Source organism: Rubripirellula lacrimiformis, from assembly GCF_007741535.1.
Lineage (GTDB): Bacteria > Planctomycetota > Planctomycetia > Pirellulales > Pirellulaceae > Rubripirellula > Rubripirellula lacrimiformis.
On the sequence record NZ_CP036525.1, the window covers coordinates 6,838,346 to 6,855,865 of the forward strand.

Annotated in this window: 10 protein-coding genes; 3 read left to right on the forward strand and 7 right to left on the reverse strand. The window is 59.2% G+C overall.

The genetic code is table 11. The annotated features are described in order from the left end of the window. Positions 1-52: 52 nt before the first annotated feature. From K227x_RS23945 to K227x_RS23970, 6 genes are all read right to left on the reverse strand, one after another. Positions 53-5,815 carry a beta strand repeat-containing protein gene (locus tag K227x_RS23945; protein WP_145173863.1) on the reverse strand — a complete coding sequence of 1,921 codons (5,763 nt, stop codon included), beginning with the start codon at positions 5,813-5,815 and terminating at the stop codon, positions 53-55. 993 nt (positions 5,816-6,808) lie between these two features. After that, positions 6,809-7,612 carry a hypothetical protein gene (locus K227x_RS23950; protein WP_145173866.1) on the reverse strand — a complete coding sequence of 268 codons (804 nt, stop codon included), beginning with the start codon at positions 7,610-7,612 and terminating at the stop codon, positions 6,809-6,811. A gap of 69 nt (positions 7,613-7,681) precedes the next feature. Continuing rightward, complete coding sequence (locus tag K227x_RS23955) at positions 7,682-8,746, reverse strand: DUF1559 domain-containing protein (protein ID WP_246146159.1); 1,065 nt, start codon at positions 8,744-8,746, stop codon at positions 7,682-7,684. 149 nt (positions 8,747-8,895) lie between these two features. After that, positions 8,896-9,075: a hypothetical protein gene (locus K227x_RS23960; RefSeq protein WP_145173873.1), complete on the reverse strand. Its 180-nt coding sequence runs from the start codon at positions 9,073-9,075 to the stop codon at positions 8,896-8,898. Then, complete coding sequence (locus tag K227x_RS23965; RefSeq protein WP_246146168.1) at positions 9,072-10,190, reverse strand: DUF1559 domain-containing protein; 1,119 nt, start codon at positions 10,188-10,190, stop codon at positions 9,072-9,074. Before K227x_RS23965 ends, K227x_RS23960 begins: the two co-directional genes overlap by 4 nt. 572 nt (positions 10,191-10,762) lie before the next feature. Next, positions 10,763-11,791, reverse strand: coding sequence for a Gfo/Idh/MocA family protein (locus K227x_RS23970; RefSeq protein WP_145173876.1), 1,029 nt, complete (start codon positions 11,789-11,791; stop codon positions 10,763-10,765). A gap of 620 nt (positions 11,792-12,411) precedes the next feature. On the opposite strand from K227x_RS23970, the gene K227x_RS23975 reads away from it, so the two are divergent. The 3 genes from K227x_RS23975 (at position 12,412) to K227x_RS23985 (ending at position 14,936) form a co-directional block, all read left to right on the forward strand. Continuing rightward, positions 12,412-12,804, forward strand: a complete 393-nt coding sequence (locus K227x_RS23975) for a thioredoxin family protein (protein ID WP_145173879.1) — start codon at positions 12,412-12,414, stop codon at positions 12,802-12,804. A gap of 263 nt (positions 12,805-13,067) precedes the next feature. Next, a complete protein-coding gene (locus K227x_RS23980) occupies positions 13,068-13,946 on the forward strand; it encodes a UDP-N-acetylmuramate dehydrogenase (protein ID WP_145173882.1) in 879 nt (292 codons plus the stop codon). A 120-nt stretch (positions 13,947-14,066) separates the two neighbouring features. Then, positions 14,067-14,936 (forward strand): cell division protein FtsQ/DivIB, encoded by an 870-nt coding sequence (locus K227x_RS23985; protein ID WP_145173885.1) that lies wholly within the window; start codon positions 14,067-14,069, stop codon positions 14,934-14,936. A 381-nt stretch (positions 14,937-15,317) separates the two neighbouring features. On the opposite strand, the gene recQ is transcribed toward K227x_RS23985, so the two are convergent. Beyond that, positions 15,318-17,165, reverse strand: coding sequence for a DNA helicase RecQ (gene recQ / locus K227x_RS23990; protein WP_145173888.1), 1,848 nt, complete (start codon positions 17,163-17,165; stop codon positions 15,318-15,320). Between the last annotated feature and the right edge of the window lie 355 nt (positions 17,166-17,520).

A 17,520-nucleotide genomic window follows, 5' to 3' on the forward strand; every position in this document is an offset into this window, starting at 1 on the left:
CCAGAGCGGCAAGGTTTAGGTTAGAAAAATCAGGGATGTCACTCGTGCTGAACTAGCCGCGCCCCTTAAAGAAGTTCGGCGCGAAGTAGCTGTCTAAGTCGACGAACTCGATGATGCCGTCACCGTTGCCATCCAATCCCGGGTCAAAAGCTGCGCTTGCAACATCCGAAAAGAAGGACGGTGCGAAGTGTTCGTCCAAGTCGGTAAACTCGACGATGCCATCGCCGTTGGCATCGCCGTAGAGACGGAAGAAGTCGTCGTTGTCTTCATCCGCAGCGACATGACCACCGAAGCGATAGTCGGCCGATAACGCGGCACCACCATCGACGGCGATGATCTTCGAAGCGGTCACATCCAGTTGGTAGTTGCCATCGACAAGCGAGTTGCCCAGAGCACCGACACCCACACGGTTTGCCACCGACAAGCCATCGGTTCCGAAGGTCAACGTGACCGTCGTCTGCGTGGCACTATCAACGGCGGCCACGATCAACGCATCGACCACTTCGCCGGTATCGATGTTGGTGATCGCAAACGCGGTCGCCAATTCGGCATGGTCGACCAGACTGTCGAACTGAACGGTCACCGACGTCAACTGAGATCGCGAGGCGGCATTGGGCACTCCCTCGTTGATGGTGACGCTGGCCACTTGAGGTGCAACGCTAGGGTCGTCCACGTCGATCACGTTGATCGTCAAGTCTTGGCTGACCGATTCGCCATCGCCGCCCGTCGAAATGACACGGACCAGATAGCTGGGCTGGGCCTCGAAGTCGATCGTCGTGCCCTGAGCGATGAACAGTTCGTTGCCGACGATCACGAATCGATCGTTGTCGGTTTCGGTGGCTGCTGGATCCAACGTGATGGTGAACTCACCGCCGGGGACTGCTGCGACGGTATCCAGTTGCCCCACCAACAGGTCGGCTGCGGACGTGTCGGTATTTTCGACCACTTCGTTGGCCGACAAGGTGACTTCGGTGGGCACGTTGCTGCCGAACACTTCGACGCTAGAGGTGACCGTTGATGTTCGACCATCGGTATCGGTGATGGTGTAACTGAACGTATCCAGCACGGATTGACCGGCGGCCAAGGCAGCGATCGATCCGCCTGCCGATGTCGGATCATAGAGAACCGTTCCATCGACATCGATCGACAAAGCGGCTCCCAGGGCACTGCTGCCGTCGACCTGCGTGATGGTGAAATCGGCTTTCGAGCTCAACTCCGTCTGCAACGGATTGCTGAACGGGATGAACATGAAGTCGAACGATGATTCGATCGAACCGAAGTCGCCGCTGGAGCGCGTGTCGACTCGGAACCTGCCGTCGCCGTTGTCGGAAACGAAGGCTGCGTTGCGAACCGGAATCTGCTGAGTTTCGCCGCTGGGCAACAGCACCGACTGGCTGCCGGTCGCGATGGCGATCAACGCACCGTCTGCGGGAGTGGCTCCGGCGATGTCCAACAACACCGATCCGTAGTCTGGTCCAACGATGCCGGTGACCGCACCGGAGATCAGGTCGGCGTCCAGGCCGGCAGGACGCGAATCGGCTCCTTCTTCTTCACCTTCTTGAGGGTAGTAGGTTGCATTCCAACGTCCACCGATCAGTGCGGGTGAATTCTTTGGCACGTAGACAAAGCTGAACGGGTCGTCTTCCAACCCATCGGCGGCGCTATCGTTGTCGACTTGGCGAACCAACCATTGATCGCCACCGAGCGGCAGTGCAGTGACCAGGTTGTCATCATTGGCGCCACCCATGGCGAACAACATGCCGTCGGTTTCGGAATTCGTCACACCGGGGATCGAAACGATCCACAGCCCGGCGTAGCCCGGCACCTTGCTGATGTTGGATTGGTTCACGCCGTTGCCAACCGAAAGCGTGCCATCGGCCAGCACATGCCCGCCAATCCAGTTCTCGGCAAACGGCATCATCGCGGCAGCTAGCGGCGCGTTGCGTTCGCCATTGCCACCCACGCCCATCTCGGTCGCGAACGTATAGATGCTGTCCTGGCCAGCAAACCATCCACCCTGGTAGGTATCCACGGAACCAAACGGATCGGAATCGTTGCGAATGGTGCCCAACAGGACTCCGTCGTATCGGTTCACCGGCACTCCCCCCACACCGACCGCAAGATCGCCGGTGTTCTGAGGGGAGTGGAGCGTGAACGCGTTATCGCCGGCGGCGGTCTGTTCGACGACCCAACCGCTGGTGGCGTCTTCGGTCGATGCACTGTCGGCGCCGATGTTTGCGGCGGTCGCTTGGAAACGGCCAGCGTCTGGATGGCTATCGTTGGCCAACACATCGATGGCGGTGACCTGCCCCTTCAGCACAGGCGTGGTTTCGGTCAGCGCGATTGGCGAATCGCTGGTGGCAGTGATCAAGATCGGCAGGTCCGTCGAAACGGTCGATCCCAACAAGTCGGTCGCGGTGACGGTAGCACGAACGAACCCGAATCGGTCCGGTTGTCCCGCGAACGTGACCACGGACCCGTCCACCGATGCGGTGGCGACATCGTCTTGCGAAAAGACGACCGAGTAGGTCAGTAGGTCACCGTTGTCGACATCGCTAAAGAACGACGACAGATCGATCGCTGCGCTGGTGTCTTCGGCAAACTGCAGTTCGGCGATCGGCGAGATCAATTCGGGTGCGTCGTTTGCCCCAACATGATTGACCGTCGCGGTTGCCGTCACCGATTCGCCCAAGTATTGGGCTTGATAGACAAAGGTGTCGACAAAAGTCTGGCCTTCGGACAACGCACGAATCGATCCAGCGGCGTCATAGTTGATCGTACCGTCGGCGTTGACCGAAAGTGAAACGCCACCAACGGACAGGTTGTCACCCAGGTTGGCTTCCGAACTGCCGACCGAACCGACCGTGACCTCGGTACCCGATTGAATCTGGTTTTCGAACGGGATAAAGAAGAAGACGAAGTCACCGTTTTGCGGATTTCCGGTGTTCGGGCTACGCGTGTAATCGAACTGGCGGATCAGGAAATCATCCGGATTGTCGGTGGCCGCTTCGTAGCTGAAGAACGAATTTCGCGGCACGCCGGCGGTCAGGTCCATCGTTTCCATGATCAGCACACCGCTGGTCGGACTCTGCCCAGGCACGCTGACTCGCCAAAACCCATCGGATTCACGCGTGACGCTGAAATCGCCAAACGATTGCCGCATCGGGTTGGGCACAGCGCTGTTGCCGTTGACCACGCCACCGATCAAGCCCTGCGAACTGCGTGGGACGTACAACAGGTTAAAATTGCTGGCCTGGGCACCGTCCACCGCCTGGGCATTGTCTCGGTCCTGCACCAACCACCGGTTCCCACCGACGGGCAAAGCACGCGCGTAGTTGTCGCTGTTGCCCGCATCGATGGCGAACAGGAACCCTTCATTGAGTGAATCGGTGACCCCGGCCACTTCGACTTCGTAATAGCCACCGCTGCCGGTCACGGTCAGTCCCGAACCACCGGTGATGGCGGTGCCATCGGTACCGCTAAACGATCCGCCAATCCAACCAGCTTCGTAGGGGAAGTACGCCGCGCTGAAATCGGTCGCACGTTCCCCGTCATTTTCCGGGCCCGCGTCGGTCGTGATCGAAGCGTTGCCGCTGAAATTGGTGTACTTCACCAACCCAAAGTTCTTCGCGTCCGCATCCAATGGTGAATTGTCCATCGTGGTCCCCAGCACGACCCCTTGGCTATTGCGAAGCCGAGTCAAGTTCGCCGACACGTTGTCGTTGCTGGGGTCATCGTCACCATCCAGATAGACGACGGTGTCACCATGGTTTGTCTGAGCTGGCGAAACCGTCATCGCGCCGGTGAAAACGGTCCGCTGTGGCACGCCGGGCATCCCCGGTTGGTCCGGGATGAAGGTTTCGGCGAAGTTGCTGGACTTGTCGATCGTGTTGCGGTTGTACAACACGTTCATCGCGGAAACGTTCGGTTGTTCGCTGCCGGTGACATCGTTGTTCAGCACGCTCAGGACGGTGCTGTCGGACACAAAGAATTCGTCGTTGACCGCTTGCAAGCCAAGCACCGAAAGCTCTAGCGAAACCGTTGCGACACCGCCAAAGTTATCCGTTGCGACGATCGTTACGATCGTGTTCCCCGTCGCATCGACAACGGGCGTCAATGAAACCTGCCCACCGGTGACACTAGCGGTGGCAACGCCGGGATCCGAAAACTGAACGGTAAAGGTCAACGAATCGGTTGCATCCACATCATCAAAGAATGGCGACGCATCGATCACGGCGGCGGCATCGTTTCGCCCCAACACGATGTCGGCAGGTTGCGAAACAACCGTCGGATCATCGTTCACCCCCTGACGGACGATTGTCGCCGTTGCGGTGTACGAAACGAAAGCTTCGTCGACCATCTCCTGCACTTCGTACACAAACGTGTCGGTCGACGTTTCGCCTTCGCCAAGTTCTAGGATCGAACGACCGGTGTCGTAGTGGACCGTTCCGTCCGCGTTCAGACTGATCGCAACGCCCAAGGCCGATACGTTGTCACCTAAGTTGCCGACCGAGCTGCCCATCGAACTGATGGCAAGCGAACTGGATGCGGCCAATGCATTGTCGGCAAACGGAACAAAGAAGAACGTAAAGTCTTCGCTGGCCAAGTCTTCCTGGCCGTTGTAATCGAATTGGCGAATCAAGATCGCTTGCGGATCGGCGGGATCCACGTCGTAGCTGAAGTAGGTGTTTCGAGGGATACCGTGCGAAGTGTCCGCGGTTTCCATCATCAGCATGCCGGACGTGATGTCTTGTCCGGGAACCGTCAACTTCCACATCCCTTCGGATTGCCGTTGGATGTTGAAATCACCGAACGATTGCAGCATCGGATTGGCAACCGTTGCGGAACCCTTGACGGTTCCGCCAATCAATCCCTGTGCCGACCGTGGCACGTACAGCACGTTGAATCGCTGAACGCTGGTTTGTGTGTCGGTCTGATCCAGACCGTTGGAATTATCGCGATGGACGATCGACCATTGATTCCCGCCGATGGGAACCGCACGCGTGTAGTTATCCGAGTTGTCGCCACCGATCGCGAACAGGAATCCTTCGCGATACGAATCCGTCACGCCATCGACGGTGACCACATACTGCCCAGGACTTCCGGTCGCAACGATGCCGGTGTCGCCACTGAGTTGCAAAGCGATATCGCCGGTGGCAAGGGCAGGATCGCCATTGAAGGTGGCTCCCCGCCAACCGTTTGCGTAAGGAAAGTACGCGGCGCTAAAGTCGGCGTTCTGCTCGCCACCGTTCTCTGGACCGGCGTTGGTTGCCATCCATCCGTCGCCAGCGGTGTTCGATGCGTACTGGATCACCGCGCCGTTGGATCCCGATGCATCTAGCGGTGTGTTCTCGCGAAGCGTTCCGAGCACGATGCCCGACGAACGATTCAAACGCGTCAGGGTGCCGTCCACCGCATCGTTGGACGGGTCGGCATCGGTGTCAAGGTAGAAATCGATGTCGCCACGGTTATTCTGAGTTGGCAACAGAGTCAACGCACCTGGGAACAGCGATCGCTGCGGTGTGCCTGGCGACGCAGGATCGTCGGCGATGGCGTTGCCGGCAAAGGCACCGTCAACTTCGGAGTAAATGACTTCTTGGTTGAAGCCCGAAACGCTTTGCACTTCTTCGCCGGTGCTGTCGTTGGTCAGCACGTTCAACGATGCGTCCGATGCCAACGTGAAAAAGTCGTTGGCGATATCGAACGCCATCAACTGACGCGTCTCGAGCGTTTCGAAGCGAGGGGTGGACCGCTTGCGTGGCGAGAGTTTAGGAGAACGTTGGCTGGTAGCTCGATTGCGTTTGCGACGCCGCATGTTTTAAGACCCGTATGAATGTTCAAATCGTGATGTCGGTGTTTGCGAAACAGGGAACGGATTGACAAAATCCCCCGCCAAGCAACCGGTAAACCTGGAACGTTGGCGAGGAGTCTAGTAGTGAAATGGACCCTCGCAACCGACTTCATCGCCTATTCACACAATCACAAAATGGCTTCACGAACGATTCGCACAATGCACTTAACTCGTTGAATACCAGGGGGATCCGGGCCCCTGACACAGCGGTCGTTTGGACGTTGGCAAACACCATTTGGCGATGGCGCGCCGGCGCCGAGAAAGAGAAGAACCCAACGATCAGCTGAGACGCGCCGTAGCGAATGTCGCCAAGACCTTCGGCCATGGGGAACCACCAAATGTCTTGACGACATTCGTCGCGGGATGCGGGGCCGAAACTCTTGGCGAGTTGCGTTACGGGGATGCAGCGCCGAAACTCTTGGCGAGTTGCGTTACGGGGATGCAGCGCCGAAACTCTTGACGAGTTCCGCTACCGAGATGCAGTAGCGAATGTCGCCAAGACCTTCGGCCATGGGGAACCACCAAATGTCTTGACAACATTCGTCGCGGGATGCGGGGCCGAAACTCTTGGCGAGTTGCGCTACGGGGATGCAGCGCCGAAACTCTTGGCGAGTTGCGCTACCGAGATGCAGTAGCGAATGTCGCCAAGACTTTCGGCCATGGGGAACCACCAAATGTCTTGACGACATTCGTTGCGGGATGCAGCGCCGAAACTCTTGGCGAGTTGCGCTACCGAGATGCAGCGTCGAAACTCTTGGCGAGTTGCGCTACGGGGATGCAGCGAATGTCGCCAAGACCTTCGGCCATGGGGAACCACCAAATGTCTTGACGACATTCGTTGCGGGATGCGGGGCCGAAACTCTTGACGAGTTCCGCTACGGGGATGCAGCGCCGAAACTCTTGGCGAGTTGCGTGGCGGGGCGTTTTGTGGACGCGTCTGTTTGGTTGGCTGGCTTGTTATTCGAACAGCGATTGCAACGTTTCTTGAAATGGCGTGCCGGCGTTTCCCCAACCCTCCACACCTTCGTCGCTGGCGGTGCCGCCTAAATGGATCCCGATCACTTCGCCCGCGTCGGTCACCAGGGGTGCCCCTTCGGTCGCACGCAGCGAAAGATCATCGACGGCAAACCGATAGACCAGCTTGCCATCCTGATCATGGCTGATCACACGTGCCTCGTGGCATTTCTGACTCGGAGACGCGCCGCCGTAGACCGCTGTGACCATCCAAATCCGTTGGTCCTTGGGCAGCACACTGGAACCCTCGGGCAAATCGGCCAGTTTCAATGCCTTGGGCCCTAGGCGGCTGCCCTGATGAAACGCGATCAGGTCCTGATCGATCCAACGCTGGGCCTCACTTTCATCGGCGATCTCGAACGCCGATGCAATGTGATAGATACCATCGGTCGACCCGAATGCATCGGTCAGCGCCACCCGCTCGATCACGTCCCGCCACTGCGTCGGATGAATGTCTGTCTCCAGCCCGGTCGCAGGCCCAAACAGGTGCAAGGCCGTCACGATGATCGGTTCGTTGGAACCCTGCACATCGACCGCAAAGGCGCTGCCGACGACCTGGCTTTTCGAAGCCGATCCGACGGTCGTGTTGAATGACGGACGCCAAACAAATCGCTCGGGAATTTCCGGAGCCCCCTCGGGACGCGGTGGACCAAGCGGCCGGTTCGCAGCAGGCGGTGGGCCCTGGATGTCGCATCCCAGTGTGACCATGACCAGGCTGATGCAGAAAAGATGACAGATGCGTTGCATAGTTTTGACCGAAGATGATCGGCTTGTGTTGGTTGGTTGATTTGGAATCGGTCGAACCCGACCGCAGCCCTAAAGAGCTTCGCCGCTGATCACTTGGCCGTCATCAATGACGCACAGATTCTTCCAAAGCGCCGCGTCGACTTGAAAGTTGAAGAATCGGACGCTGCCGTCGCAGAAACCCACATTCAGCCCACCGGTATGTGGACCGCCAAAGTATCGGTTCCAGTTGGTTCGGTTGCTGGACGGATCGGGCGCGTAGGTGTTGAAATCAGACTTGGGTGGGAAGTGCCAACGCACCACACAGGGATCCCAACCGGGATTGTTCCAACGTTCGTTGTCGCCACCATCACGACCATGTTGGCTTAGGTTCAATGCCTTTTCGGCGAACAGGATGGAATGCGTTGTGCCATCTTCGATATCGCTGTAGCGGCGGGCATCACCTTCGCCAGGCCAGACGATCGCTCCCTTGCTTTGATACACCAGACTGCAATTGGATCGCGATCGCGTTCCCTGCGCCGGTGCGCCCAGGGGAGCATCCGGGATGAAGTCGACTTCGGTATCGGGTCGTCCGTGAAAGAAGCCTGCACAACCGGCGTAGTCCGTTCGGCCAAACTTCCCGCTGCCATAGCCGGTGGGGCTGCGGCGAGTCGGGCAATAGAAACCGACGACCAACGACTGCGCGACCTCGTCTTCGTTGCTGGCGTTCGTCACCGCGGGCCACGTCGGCGGGCCGTCATGACCAAGCTCGTAAACATTGCTGCCTTCCATGAAAGGCAAAATCTTGTACTGCGGACTCCAACCGCGGCGAGTTGCCGCCCGACAGCAGGCATCGGCTGGGAAGCCGGACGTGTTGGGGGTGCCCGAGGTGGTCACCGCTTCCGGGTCACCATCCATCGGTCCTTCGGGCAGCTTCTTGAACGCACTCTCGAAGTTTGCCGCAGCCAATACCATCTGCCTCAGCTGATTGCTGCACTGCATTCGCCGAGCCGACTCGCGGGCCGCCTGCACAGCGGGCAGTAGCAGCCCCACCAAGACCCCAATGATGGCGATCACGACCAACAGTTCCACTAAGGTAAATCCGCTGCCATGATCTTCGCGGCGGCGATTATTGAAAGAACGCGTATCAGTTGGCACGGATCGAATCTGCATCAAAGGGACGGAACGTTTTTACACGAAGGAAGCGGAGTGGACGGGAAGCCGAATCGGGTCGCGAGGATCCGACCGGCGAATCGCCCCGAATCAGCCTGTTGGCACGAGGCCAACAAGCCAGGGATTCGAGGAGACTAGAGCGCCGATTCTTCCTGGCTGACCGCCTGGTCTTCGGCTTCGATCTGTTGGCGGATATCAGCGTCCATGGGCGAAGGCGGCGGCGTTTCGCCGCAACCCACCATGGCCGTCACAGTCACCGCAGCGGCAAGCCAAAGGACGCATGCCGTCATCTTCTTCGATACCATCAAATTCATAGCGATCCTCCGTCGATAACTTCCATGTCGTCAACCACGCAAAGGTTTTTCCACAGCGTCGCGTCGACACTGAATGCGAAGAACCGAACGCTGCCGTCACAGAATCCAGCGTTCAAGCCGGCTGCGTGCGAGGCACCGAAATAACGGTTCCAGTTCGTGAAGGCGTCATAGGGCTGCGGTGCCGCGGGCGCGATCGTTTGATTGTCATGCTTTGGCGGGAAGTGCCAACGCAGGACACATTCGTCCCAACCAGCATTGTTCCAACGTTCGTTGTCGCCACCATCACGGCCGTGCTGCGATTGGTGCAACGCCTTCTCGGCGAACAGGATCGAGAACGTGGTTCCGTCACGAATGTCGGCAAAGGTTCGCTTGTCACCTTCCCCAGGCCAAATGATCGCACCACCGCTCTTGTAGTTCAGACCACCATTGTCGCGAGTCCGTGTGCCCAAGGCCGGCGCACCTAGCGGAGCCTGGGGGATGAAGTCCACGGTCGAATCGGGACGACCGCTGTAGAAGCCAGCGCAACCGGCGTAGTCCGTTCGACCGAACTTCGAACTGCCATAGCCCTTCGGTGCTCGTCGGGTGGGGCAATAGAAAGTCGGCACCAGCGATTGGGCAACGACATCTTCGTTGGCATTGTTGGCAACGTTAGGCCAAGTGGGCGGATCATCGGTCGCCAGATCGTAAACATTGTTGCCTTCCATGTAAGGCAAAATCTTGTACTGGGCGCTCCAACCATCGCGGTTCGCTGCACGGCAGCAAACATTGTTTTCGGGGTAACCCGACGTGTTGGGTGTGCCACCGGAGGTGACGGCTTTTTGGTGTCCGTCGACAGGACCCTCGGGCAACTTTTTCCAACTGCTTTCAAAGTTCGCCGAAGCCAGACAAATCTGTTTCAGGTTGTTGGAACACTGCATTCGCCGAGCCGATTCGCGAGCCGACTGGACGGCGGGAAGCAACAGTCCAACTAAGACACCGATGATCGCGATGACCACCAGCAATTCCACTAGCGTGAACGCCTTGGACGCAGCACGACTTCGCTTGCACAGCGATCCGTCTGCCAGGCCTTCGATCGGGGCGATGCTCTGCGGCAGAGACACCTTGCGAATCATCATCAGAATTTCTCCATGCACAACGTTTAGATTGGGATGCTCCGGATGACTTATTTCATCGCTGGAAGCATGGACCAGAGACCGACAATCGTCTCTGGCTCGTTGGCACGAAGTTGATCGAACAACCCTGTTTTGAAAAAGTGCAACGCGACCTGTTCGGGGCAAACTTCTTCATTCATTAACACACCGATCGCATGCACTTCGCAGTGTTAGGATTGCGTGAACCGCAGCCACCCCACTGGGGTGCCACGGAATCCCTGATGATCCGAGATAGGGTTAACGAACGTCTACGCCCGAGTGGGGGAAGCCCGCCACCACAGACGCGAACAGCCATCTGCACCGGAGCCCATGGGGTGGCCCCGACAGAGGCAATCGCCTTCGTAATCCGCTGGCCGTAAGGGCATGGGGAACAAAGGAATCCCGGCCGCGCACGCGTCGCGGCTCACAGAGATCGACAAACCGCTGGCAAGTTCCGCATGCGAAGAACGCCAGCGACGCGCAGCGGCGTCAGCAGCGATGGCTTGGTGCCGCGGGCCGCTGGATCAGGCTGACGGCGGACAAAGCACCCCCGCGGTTCAGCAGAGGTCGATGCGGCGGCCTTCGGCTTCGCTTTGTTTGGCGGCTTCGAAGATTGCAACAGCCTGGTAGGCATCGTTCAGGTCGCCCATGTTCCGCAGCAGACTGGTGACGCTGCGGTGAAACTGAGCCAACAGTTTCTCGCCCACCGGCGACTCGGTATCCAACGTTTCCATGTTGCGGCCGGCATCATCGAACCAAACCAGAGTGCTGGGAAGATCCAGGAAGGCGACGCCCCGCTGGCAAGAGATCTGCATCGCTGATGGTGGCCGAAATCCGGCGGCTTCGTGCCATGTCGAATGGATGTAACTTCCGCAACTGACCTGGGCGGTGACCGCGGGCGCATCGCCATGAGCGGGAAACGCCAAACTCATGCAGCGATAGTCCGTTTGCCCACCGCTTTGGTGAGCCACCGAAGACACGGTCGTCGGTTCACACCCGACGACATAGCGGCACCAATCGATCAATTCGACCAGTTCGCGGCGGGATGGATCCACGTTCGAATCGGGCTTCCCTGCAACGCCGTTGCCGACACCGTTCGTCATGGCGTTCGCAGGCGTGGCCTGCAACCGACGATGACAGAACATCAATTTGGGGGCGCCCAACCGGGTGGCGATCAGTTCTTTGAGCCGCAGCGTGGCCGGAGCAAATCGCCGCGGGAACTCGACCATGAAGGCCACTCCCGATTCATCGACCGCCGAGCGAACCTCGGCGTCTCGCAGTGGGTCAAAATCCAGATCGCCCGCCCAATAGACCGCTTTGCCGGCCTCGCAGGCGGCCAACACTGGCAACCATCCCAGCCAATTCTTCTGCAACACGATGACCGCATCGATGTCGCAGCGGTTCACCAGGGCGCGATAACCATCGACGACGTCCGCCTGGAATTCGGCCGCCGTATTTTCAGCCAACTTGGCGACGGTGCTGAACACAGCCCGAACGTCAAATCGGTCGTGCAGCACGCGAAGGGCAGGCCGATGTCGGGTTTGCCAGGCATCGCCTTGGCCGATCAATCCAATCCGCAATTTCATGGCGACAGGGCCGAGGCAACGAATGAAGAACAAGAAGAACGGGGGATCCATCTGATGGACGTTGGTATTGTGCCCCAAATCGGGCTTTCCCGTGGCCCGCGCAGGAAAAAAATCTCGGATCCACCGCCTGCGTGGCGGGGGGTGACTCAATTTGTCGCACCTGAATTGGCACGCCGGAAATCGTTTGAAGCGGTGCATTTAGACGCGCCCACCCAGCGGATCGCCCGGGGGGGAAGCAAAAATGTACCCATTTCGTCAATAGCGATTTTTCGAAAACTTGGACGAAGGTCTTGTGACCCCGACCCGGCCCCATATACTCCGCCCAAGTTTGCCGTGCCGGAGAATCAGCAAGGTTTGCACAAACCCCCTGATTGGCCGAATCGGTAGAAACTGTGGTTTGCCCAAGCGGTTTCGCACCATCTGTGACGGTGGCAAAAGCGAACCGATGGAGACCGCCACAGCGGATATTGACGGGTTTTTGGCAGTTTCTAGTTTGCCGTTGGCACCAGAAACCACGTCAGGAGACTCACGGGGGAAACTACACGCGATGGATGCGGCAGCGATTTGCCGATGCATCGGGGTGCGGTCTCCTTCTTATCTATTCACAGAGGGAACTCTCTATGGTTTTGTTACTTTTGGCAGTCGCGCTGTCCAGTATTACCAGTGAACAGCAGATGCATCAGAAGTACGCCGACGCCTACCAGGCATCGGTAGAGCAGCAGAAACCGCTGATGGTCGTGGTCGGTGCACCCTGGTGTCCGGCGTGTAACGTGTTGAAAGACACGACGATCAAGCAAATGGCCGAAATGGGCGAACTGGATTCCGTTAGCTTGGCGGTCATCAACAAGGACGAAGACCCCGAGCTGGTCAAACAACTGACCGCAGGCGATCAATTATTGCCTCAGATCATCGTCTTTACCCAAGACAACGGCCGCTGGAAACGACGCAAATTGCTGGGCTACCAACCCAAGCAACCCGTCCGATCGCTGATCCGCAAAGCCCTCGGTGGCTAACGGATTCATCGCCAGCCGCGATTGAAAAGCTATTCGGCCTCCGTTTCCCGGGACATGCATTCCCCCGAAACGGAGGCCGTTTTGCGTTCACAGCCAACCGCGATCCGGCGACACCGCCAAAAGCGATCTGTGCAGATTCACCCGGGTGGTCTGTTCTTTGACGCCAATTCGCTATCCTATGATCCAGAACTCACTGTTTCGGGACCGGCCGCAGGGCGTCCGATTCCGAATGAACCCCGCATTTGCCGAGAGACCGCCCGCTGATGACTTTTCCGGACGACTTGAATCATCTGATTCGAAACGATGAACCGCTGGGCCCGTTGGTTTGGCTTGGCATTGGTGGTCCGGCACATTATTTCGCCGAACCGGTGGAAGAAGCCGAGATCGAACGCCTAGTTGCCGCCGCAGCCGCCGCGAACCTGCCGGTACGCATCCTGGGTGACGGCAGCAATGTGCTGGTTCGCGAATCCGGCGTCGACGGTCTGGTGATCTCGCTGTCGGCCGCGGCGACCAGCGGGATGTCGATCGACGGCACACGCATGACCGCAGGTGCCGGCGCCAAGCTTTCTCACGCGGTGATCAAAGCCGTCGGTGCCGGGCTGGGCGGGCTGGAACACCTGGTCGGTATCCCGGGCAGCGTTGGCGGGGCGGTCGTGGGCAATGCGTCCAGCGACGGTCGCGACATCGGTTCGGTGGTGCACAGCGTCACGGTGCTGGAAAAAGACGGATCGCGGCGCACCCTGTCGCAGGACGAGATCGGATTTTCGCACCGCAAGTCGTCGATGAGCGGTCTGATCGTGCTAAGCGTGACTTTCGAACTGGAATCGCGAGATGTCGAATCGCTGACCAAACGAATGCAGAAACTTTGGATCGGTCGCAACGCGTCACGACCAAGCGAAGAACGCCGGATCACGATGCCGTTTATCGATCCCGACGGCATGCCGACCAAGGATCTGATCCAGTCGGTGGGGTTGGCAGGCCTTCGCGAAGGCGATGTTTCGCTGGATTCCAATCAACCGCACTACATCGTTGCCCATTCGGGGGCCACCAGCGATCAATGCTTGCGTTTGATTGAACGCGTCCGCGAACAGGTTTTGCTGCAAACCGGGATCGACTTGCAGCTGAACCTGCAAATTTGGTAACTGAAAGGGTGTCGGTTCCGAGCGTCGGTCCGGCGGTTTATTTTCAGTTTCCCGTCCCATAGCGCAATCCCCATCACATCGGGGGGGATTGGCAGTGGTTGGATTGATAAGGGCGTGCCCATGGCGATGCGATCGGCTGAACCCGAAACGAATCGGCCGATCCGTGACACGCTGCGGCGGCTGATCAAGGCACCCGCGGCGCTATCGATTCTGTGGCCAGCACTGCTGATTGTCGGTGGCTATGTCACCTGGCACCGCTGGGGATCCGAACACGTCGCCCAGAACTACTACGGCATCGACGTCGCTCAAATCCACATCACCCAACCTCCTAGCTACGTCCGCAGCGATATCATCCAGTCCGTTTACCGCGACACGGCGATGGACGGATTGTCGTTGATGGACAAGCAAGCGACCGCCAAGATCGCGTCCGCATTTTCGATGCACCCCTGGGTGCAAAGCGTGACCAGCGTCCGGAAATTGCCAGGCGGTGTCGTCGACGTCCGCATGGATTACCGTCGTCCGGTCGCGATGGTGCAAGTGTTTCGGACCGTCGATGGAATTCGTGATAAGTTTTTTTTCCCGATCGATGGCCACGCCGTGCTGTTGCCGACGGGCGAATTCACGAGATCAGAAACCCTAGAGTTCGTGCACATTGACGTCCCCGGGGCCGACTCGACCAATGCCGAAGGGATGCCCTTTGGGGACCCTCGCGTCGAAGCGGCCGCCCGCTTGGCCGAAGTGCTGTTGCCGGTGTACCGCGAGGTCGGCATCCGCAAGATCACCGTCGTCGGCGACCCGCGACAAATCCAAGTGCCCCAGCTAGAAGTGACGACCGACAACGACACCCGGCATCACTGGGGCAGCCCACCCGGACTAGAGATCCCCGGGGAAAGAACGGCCGAGATGAAACTGCGAGCGTTGATGGCGGTGCGAGGCAACACGCCCATCGATCTACGAGTGGCGACGATGGCCGACCCCGGCCATTCGTGAGACAACGCCAATCCAGATCCCCACACCGTGCCGTGCGCCTATCCCAAAAACGCGCGGCCAGATGGGCACGCGGCTAAACGACCAAAACCGGCCCATCGTACGCACCCCCATCGTACGCACCCCCATCGTACGCACCCCATCGTACGCACCCCATCGTACGCACCCCCATCGTTTAACCGCGTGGGCATCGCCCCGTGCGTCCACCCACCCCAACGCGCGGCCCGCCCCGCACGCGGCTAAACGACCAAAACCGGCCCATCCCGCACCCCATCGTTTAACCGCGTGGGCATCGCCCCGTGCGTCCATCCACCCCAACGCGCGGCCAGATGGGCACGCGGCTAAACGAGCGACCCCAGCACCATCGTGCCAGATGATCGCACTTTACTTCGCGTCGTTGCCGACGTTCAGTTCACGGCAGTACTGCTGGATCGCTTCGACAAACGCGTCGCCGAAGTCTTCCAGTTTTCGTGCGCCCACACCCTTGATGCTCGCGAACTGATCCAGCGTTTGTGGTTGGTGCCTGGCAAATTCTCGCAGCGCGGCGTCGCCAAAAATCACGTAGGCCGGCACGTTCCGCTCGGTCGCGATCTGTCGCCGCAACTCGCGAAGCGAATCGAACAGCCCACGCTGGACCCCGTCCCAAGTGTCGCCCGATTTTGCTGATGGAGATCGGGATTTACCGGACCGCCGAGTCGGCGTCGCCACCGACAAACGGGGATCCCCATCGCGGCGCAGCAGCCGACGTCCGGCATCGGTCAACGACAGAGTCTGATATTCGCCGCTGCGACACAGGTATTCCTGTTGAACCAGTTGGTCGATCCACATCCGCACTGCCGGCAACCCGTCTTTGGTCAGCAAACCGTAGGTGCTGAGCTTGTCATGTCCGAGTTCACGGATTCGCTGCTCCCCCGATCCGCATAGAACTTTGGCGGTATGCCCGACCCCAAATCGCTCCCGCAACCGAATCACACAGGACAGGATTTTTTGGCTTAGCGTGATCGGATCGTCCACCAAATCGATCTCGTCCAAACACACATCACAGGCGCCACAGTTGTCGGCCGCATGGCTTTGGCCGAAGTACTGGACCAACGATCGGTGGCGACAAACCGTGCCCGCGCAAACATTGAACATTGCGTCCAACGATGCGACCGCCGCCTGATACGACGACGGCTCGCTCTCCATGATCTTCTTCCAGGTCACCACGTCGCCACCGGAATAGAACAGCACACATTCCGATTCCAAACCATCGCGCCCCGCTCGACCACTTTCCTGTTGATAGTGTTCAATCGACTTCGGCATGCCGGCGTGCACGACATAGCGGACATTCGATTTATCGATGCCCATCCCGAAGGCGACCGTTGCAACGATGACGTCGCACTTGTCTTTGATGAACGCGTCTTGGTTGGCCTTGCGAATCGAGTCGTCCAGGCCCGCGTGATAGGGCAGCGCCGAAGTACCGCCGGCGACCAATGCCGCCGCCGTCTTTTCGACCTCTTTGCGGCTGATGCAATACACGACGCCCGATTCGCCGCGATGGCGACCGACAACGTCGATGACTTGGCCGAGTCGCCCGTCGGCGCGGATCATCCGGTAGGTCAGATTCGGCCGATCGAAGTCGCCGACGATGATCTCCGGTTTCCGCAGCCCCAACTGGCTGGCGATATCGTCGCGGACCGACTCGGACGCCGTTGCCGTGTAGGCGTGGACCGATGCCTTGGGGAACTGATCCTTCAACATCCGCAGCCCACGATACTCGGGCCTAAAATCGTGCCCCCAATTGCTGATGCAGTGAGCTTCGTCGATGGCAAAGAACGAAATGTTTTGTTGACGCAGGAAATCCAGCGTCCGGGCCGCCAGCAAACGCTCGGGCGCGACGTACAAGAGTTTCAATTCGCCACTGCGAATCCGGTCCGCGACCTCGCGTTTTTCGTCGTCCGATTGAGTGCTGTTGACGAACGCGGCCGACACGCCGCACGCAAGCAGCGAATCGACTTGGTCCTTCATCAGCGAAATCAATGGCGAAACGACCACTGCCATCCCATCGTGGCACAGGGCAGGGACTTGGAAGCACAGCGATTTCCCGCCACCGGTCGGCAGCACCGTCAGCGAATCGCGACCGCCCAGAACACAGTCGATCGATTCCTCCTGCAGCGGCCGAAACGTGTCGTAGCCCCAGACGTCGCGCAGCACGCGGTGCACTTGTTTGGGCTTCTCTGCTTCCGCTGTCATCCGTTTCGCTCCTGGGCGTCTGATTTCTGCACTATGACGGCGAGCGAAGGGATCGGCAAGAAGCCCGCCCGAATCGCGTCGACGGGGACGGGCCGGTGCAGGTCGTTTAGCTGTGTGCCCGGCGGGCCGCGCGTGGGGGTGGGTGGACGCGCGGGGCGATGCCCACGCGGTTAAACGATGGGGTGCGGGCGGGTGGGGGATGGGTCGGTTTTGGTCGTTTAGCCGCGTGCCCAGCGGGCCGCGCGTTGGCGGTGGATGGACGCGCGGGGCGATGCCCACGCGGTTAAACGATGGGGTGCGGGGGGGTGGGGGATGGGTCGGTTTTGGTCGTTTAGCCGCGTGCCCAGCGGGCCGC

Coding starts and splice junctions, on each gene's coding strand:
- K227x_RS23945 (WP_145173863.1), bottom strand. CDS start 5,815: ATGCGGCGTCGCAAACGCAATCGAGCTACCAGCCAACGTTCTCCTAAA.
- K227x_RS23950 (WP_145173866.1), bottom strand. CDS start 7,612: ATGCAACGCATCTGTCATCTTTTCTGCATCAGCCTGGTCATGGTCACA.
- K227x_RS23960 (WP_145173873.1), bottom strand. CDS start 9,075: ATGAATTTGATGGTATCGAAGAAGATGACGGCATGCGTCCTTTGGCTT.
- K227x_RS23965 (WP_246146168.1), bottom strand. CDS start 10,190: ATGATGATTCGCAAGGTGTCTCTGCCGCAGAGCATCGCCCCGATCGAA.
- K227x_RS23970 (WP_145173876.1), bottom strand. CDS start 11,791: ATGAAATTGCGGATTGGATTGATCGGCCAAGGCGATGCCTGGCAAACC.
- K227x_RS23975 (WP_145173879.1), top strand. CDS start 12,412: ATGGTTTTGTTACTTTTGGCAGTCGCGCTGTCCAGTATTACCAGTGAA.
- K227x_RS23980 (WP_145173882.1), top strand. CDS start 13,068: ATGACTTTTCCGGACGACTTGAATCATCTGATTCGAAACGATGAACCG.
- K227x_RS23985 (WP_145173885.1), top strand. CDS start 14,067: ATGGCGATGCGATCGGCTGAACCCGAAACGAATCGGCCGATCCGTGAC.
- recQ (WP_145173888.1), bottom strand. CDS start 17,165: ATGACAGCGGAAGCAGAGAAGCCCAAACAAGTGCACCGCGTGCTGCGC.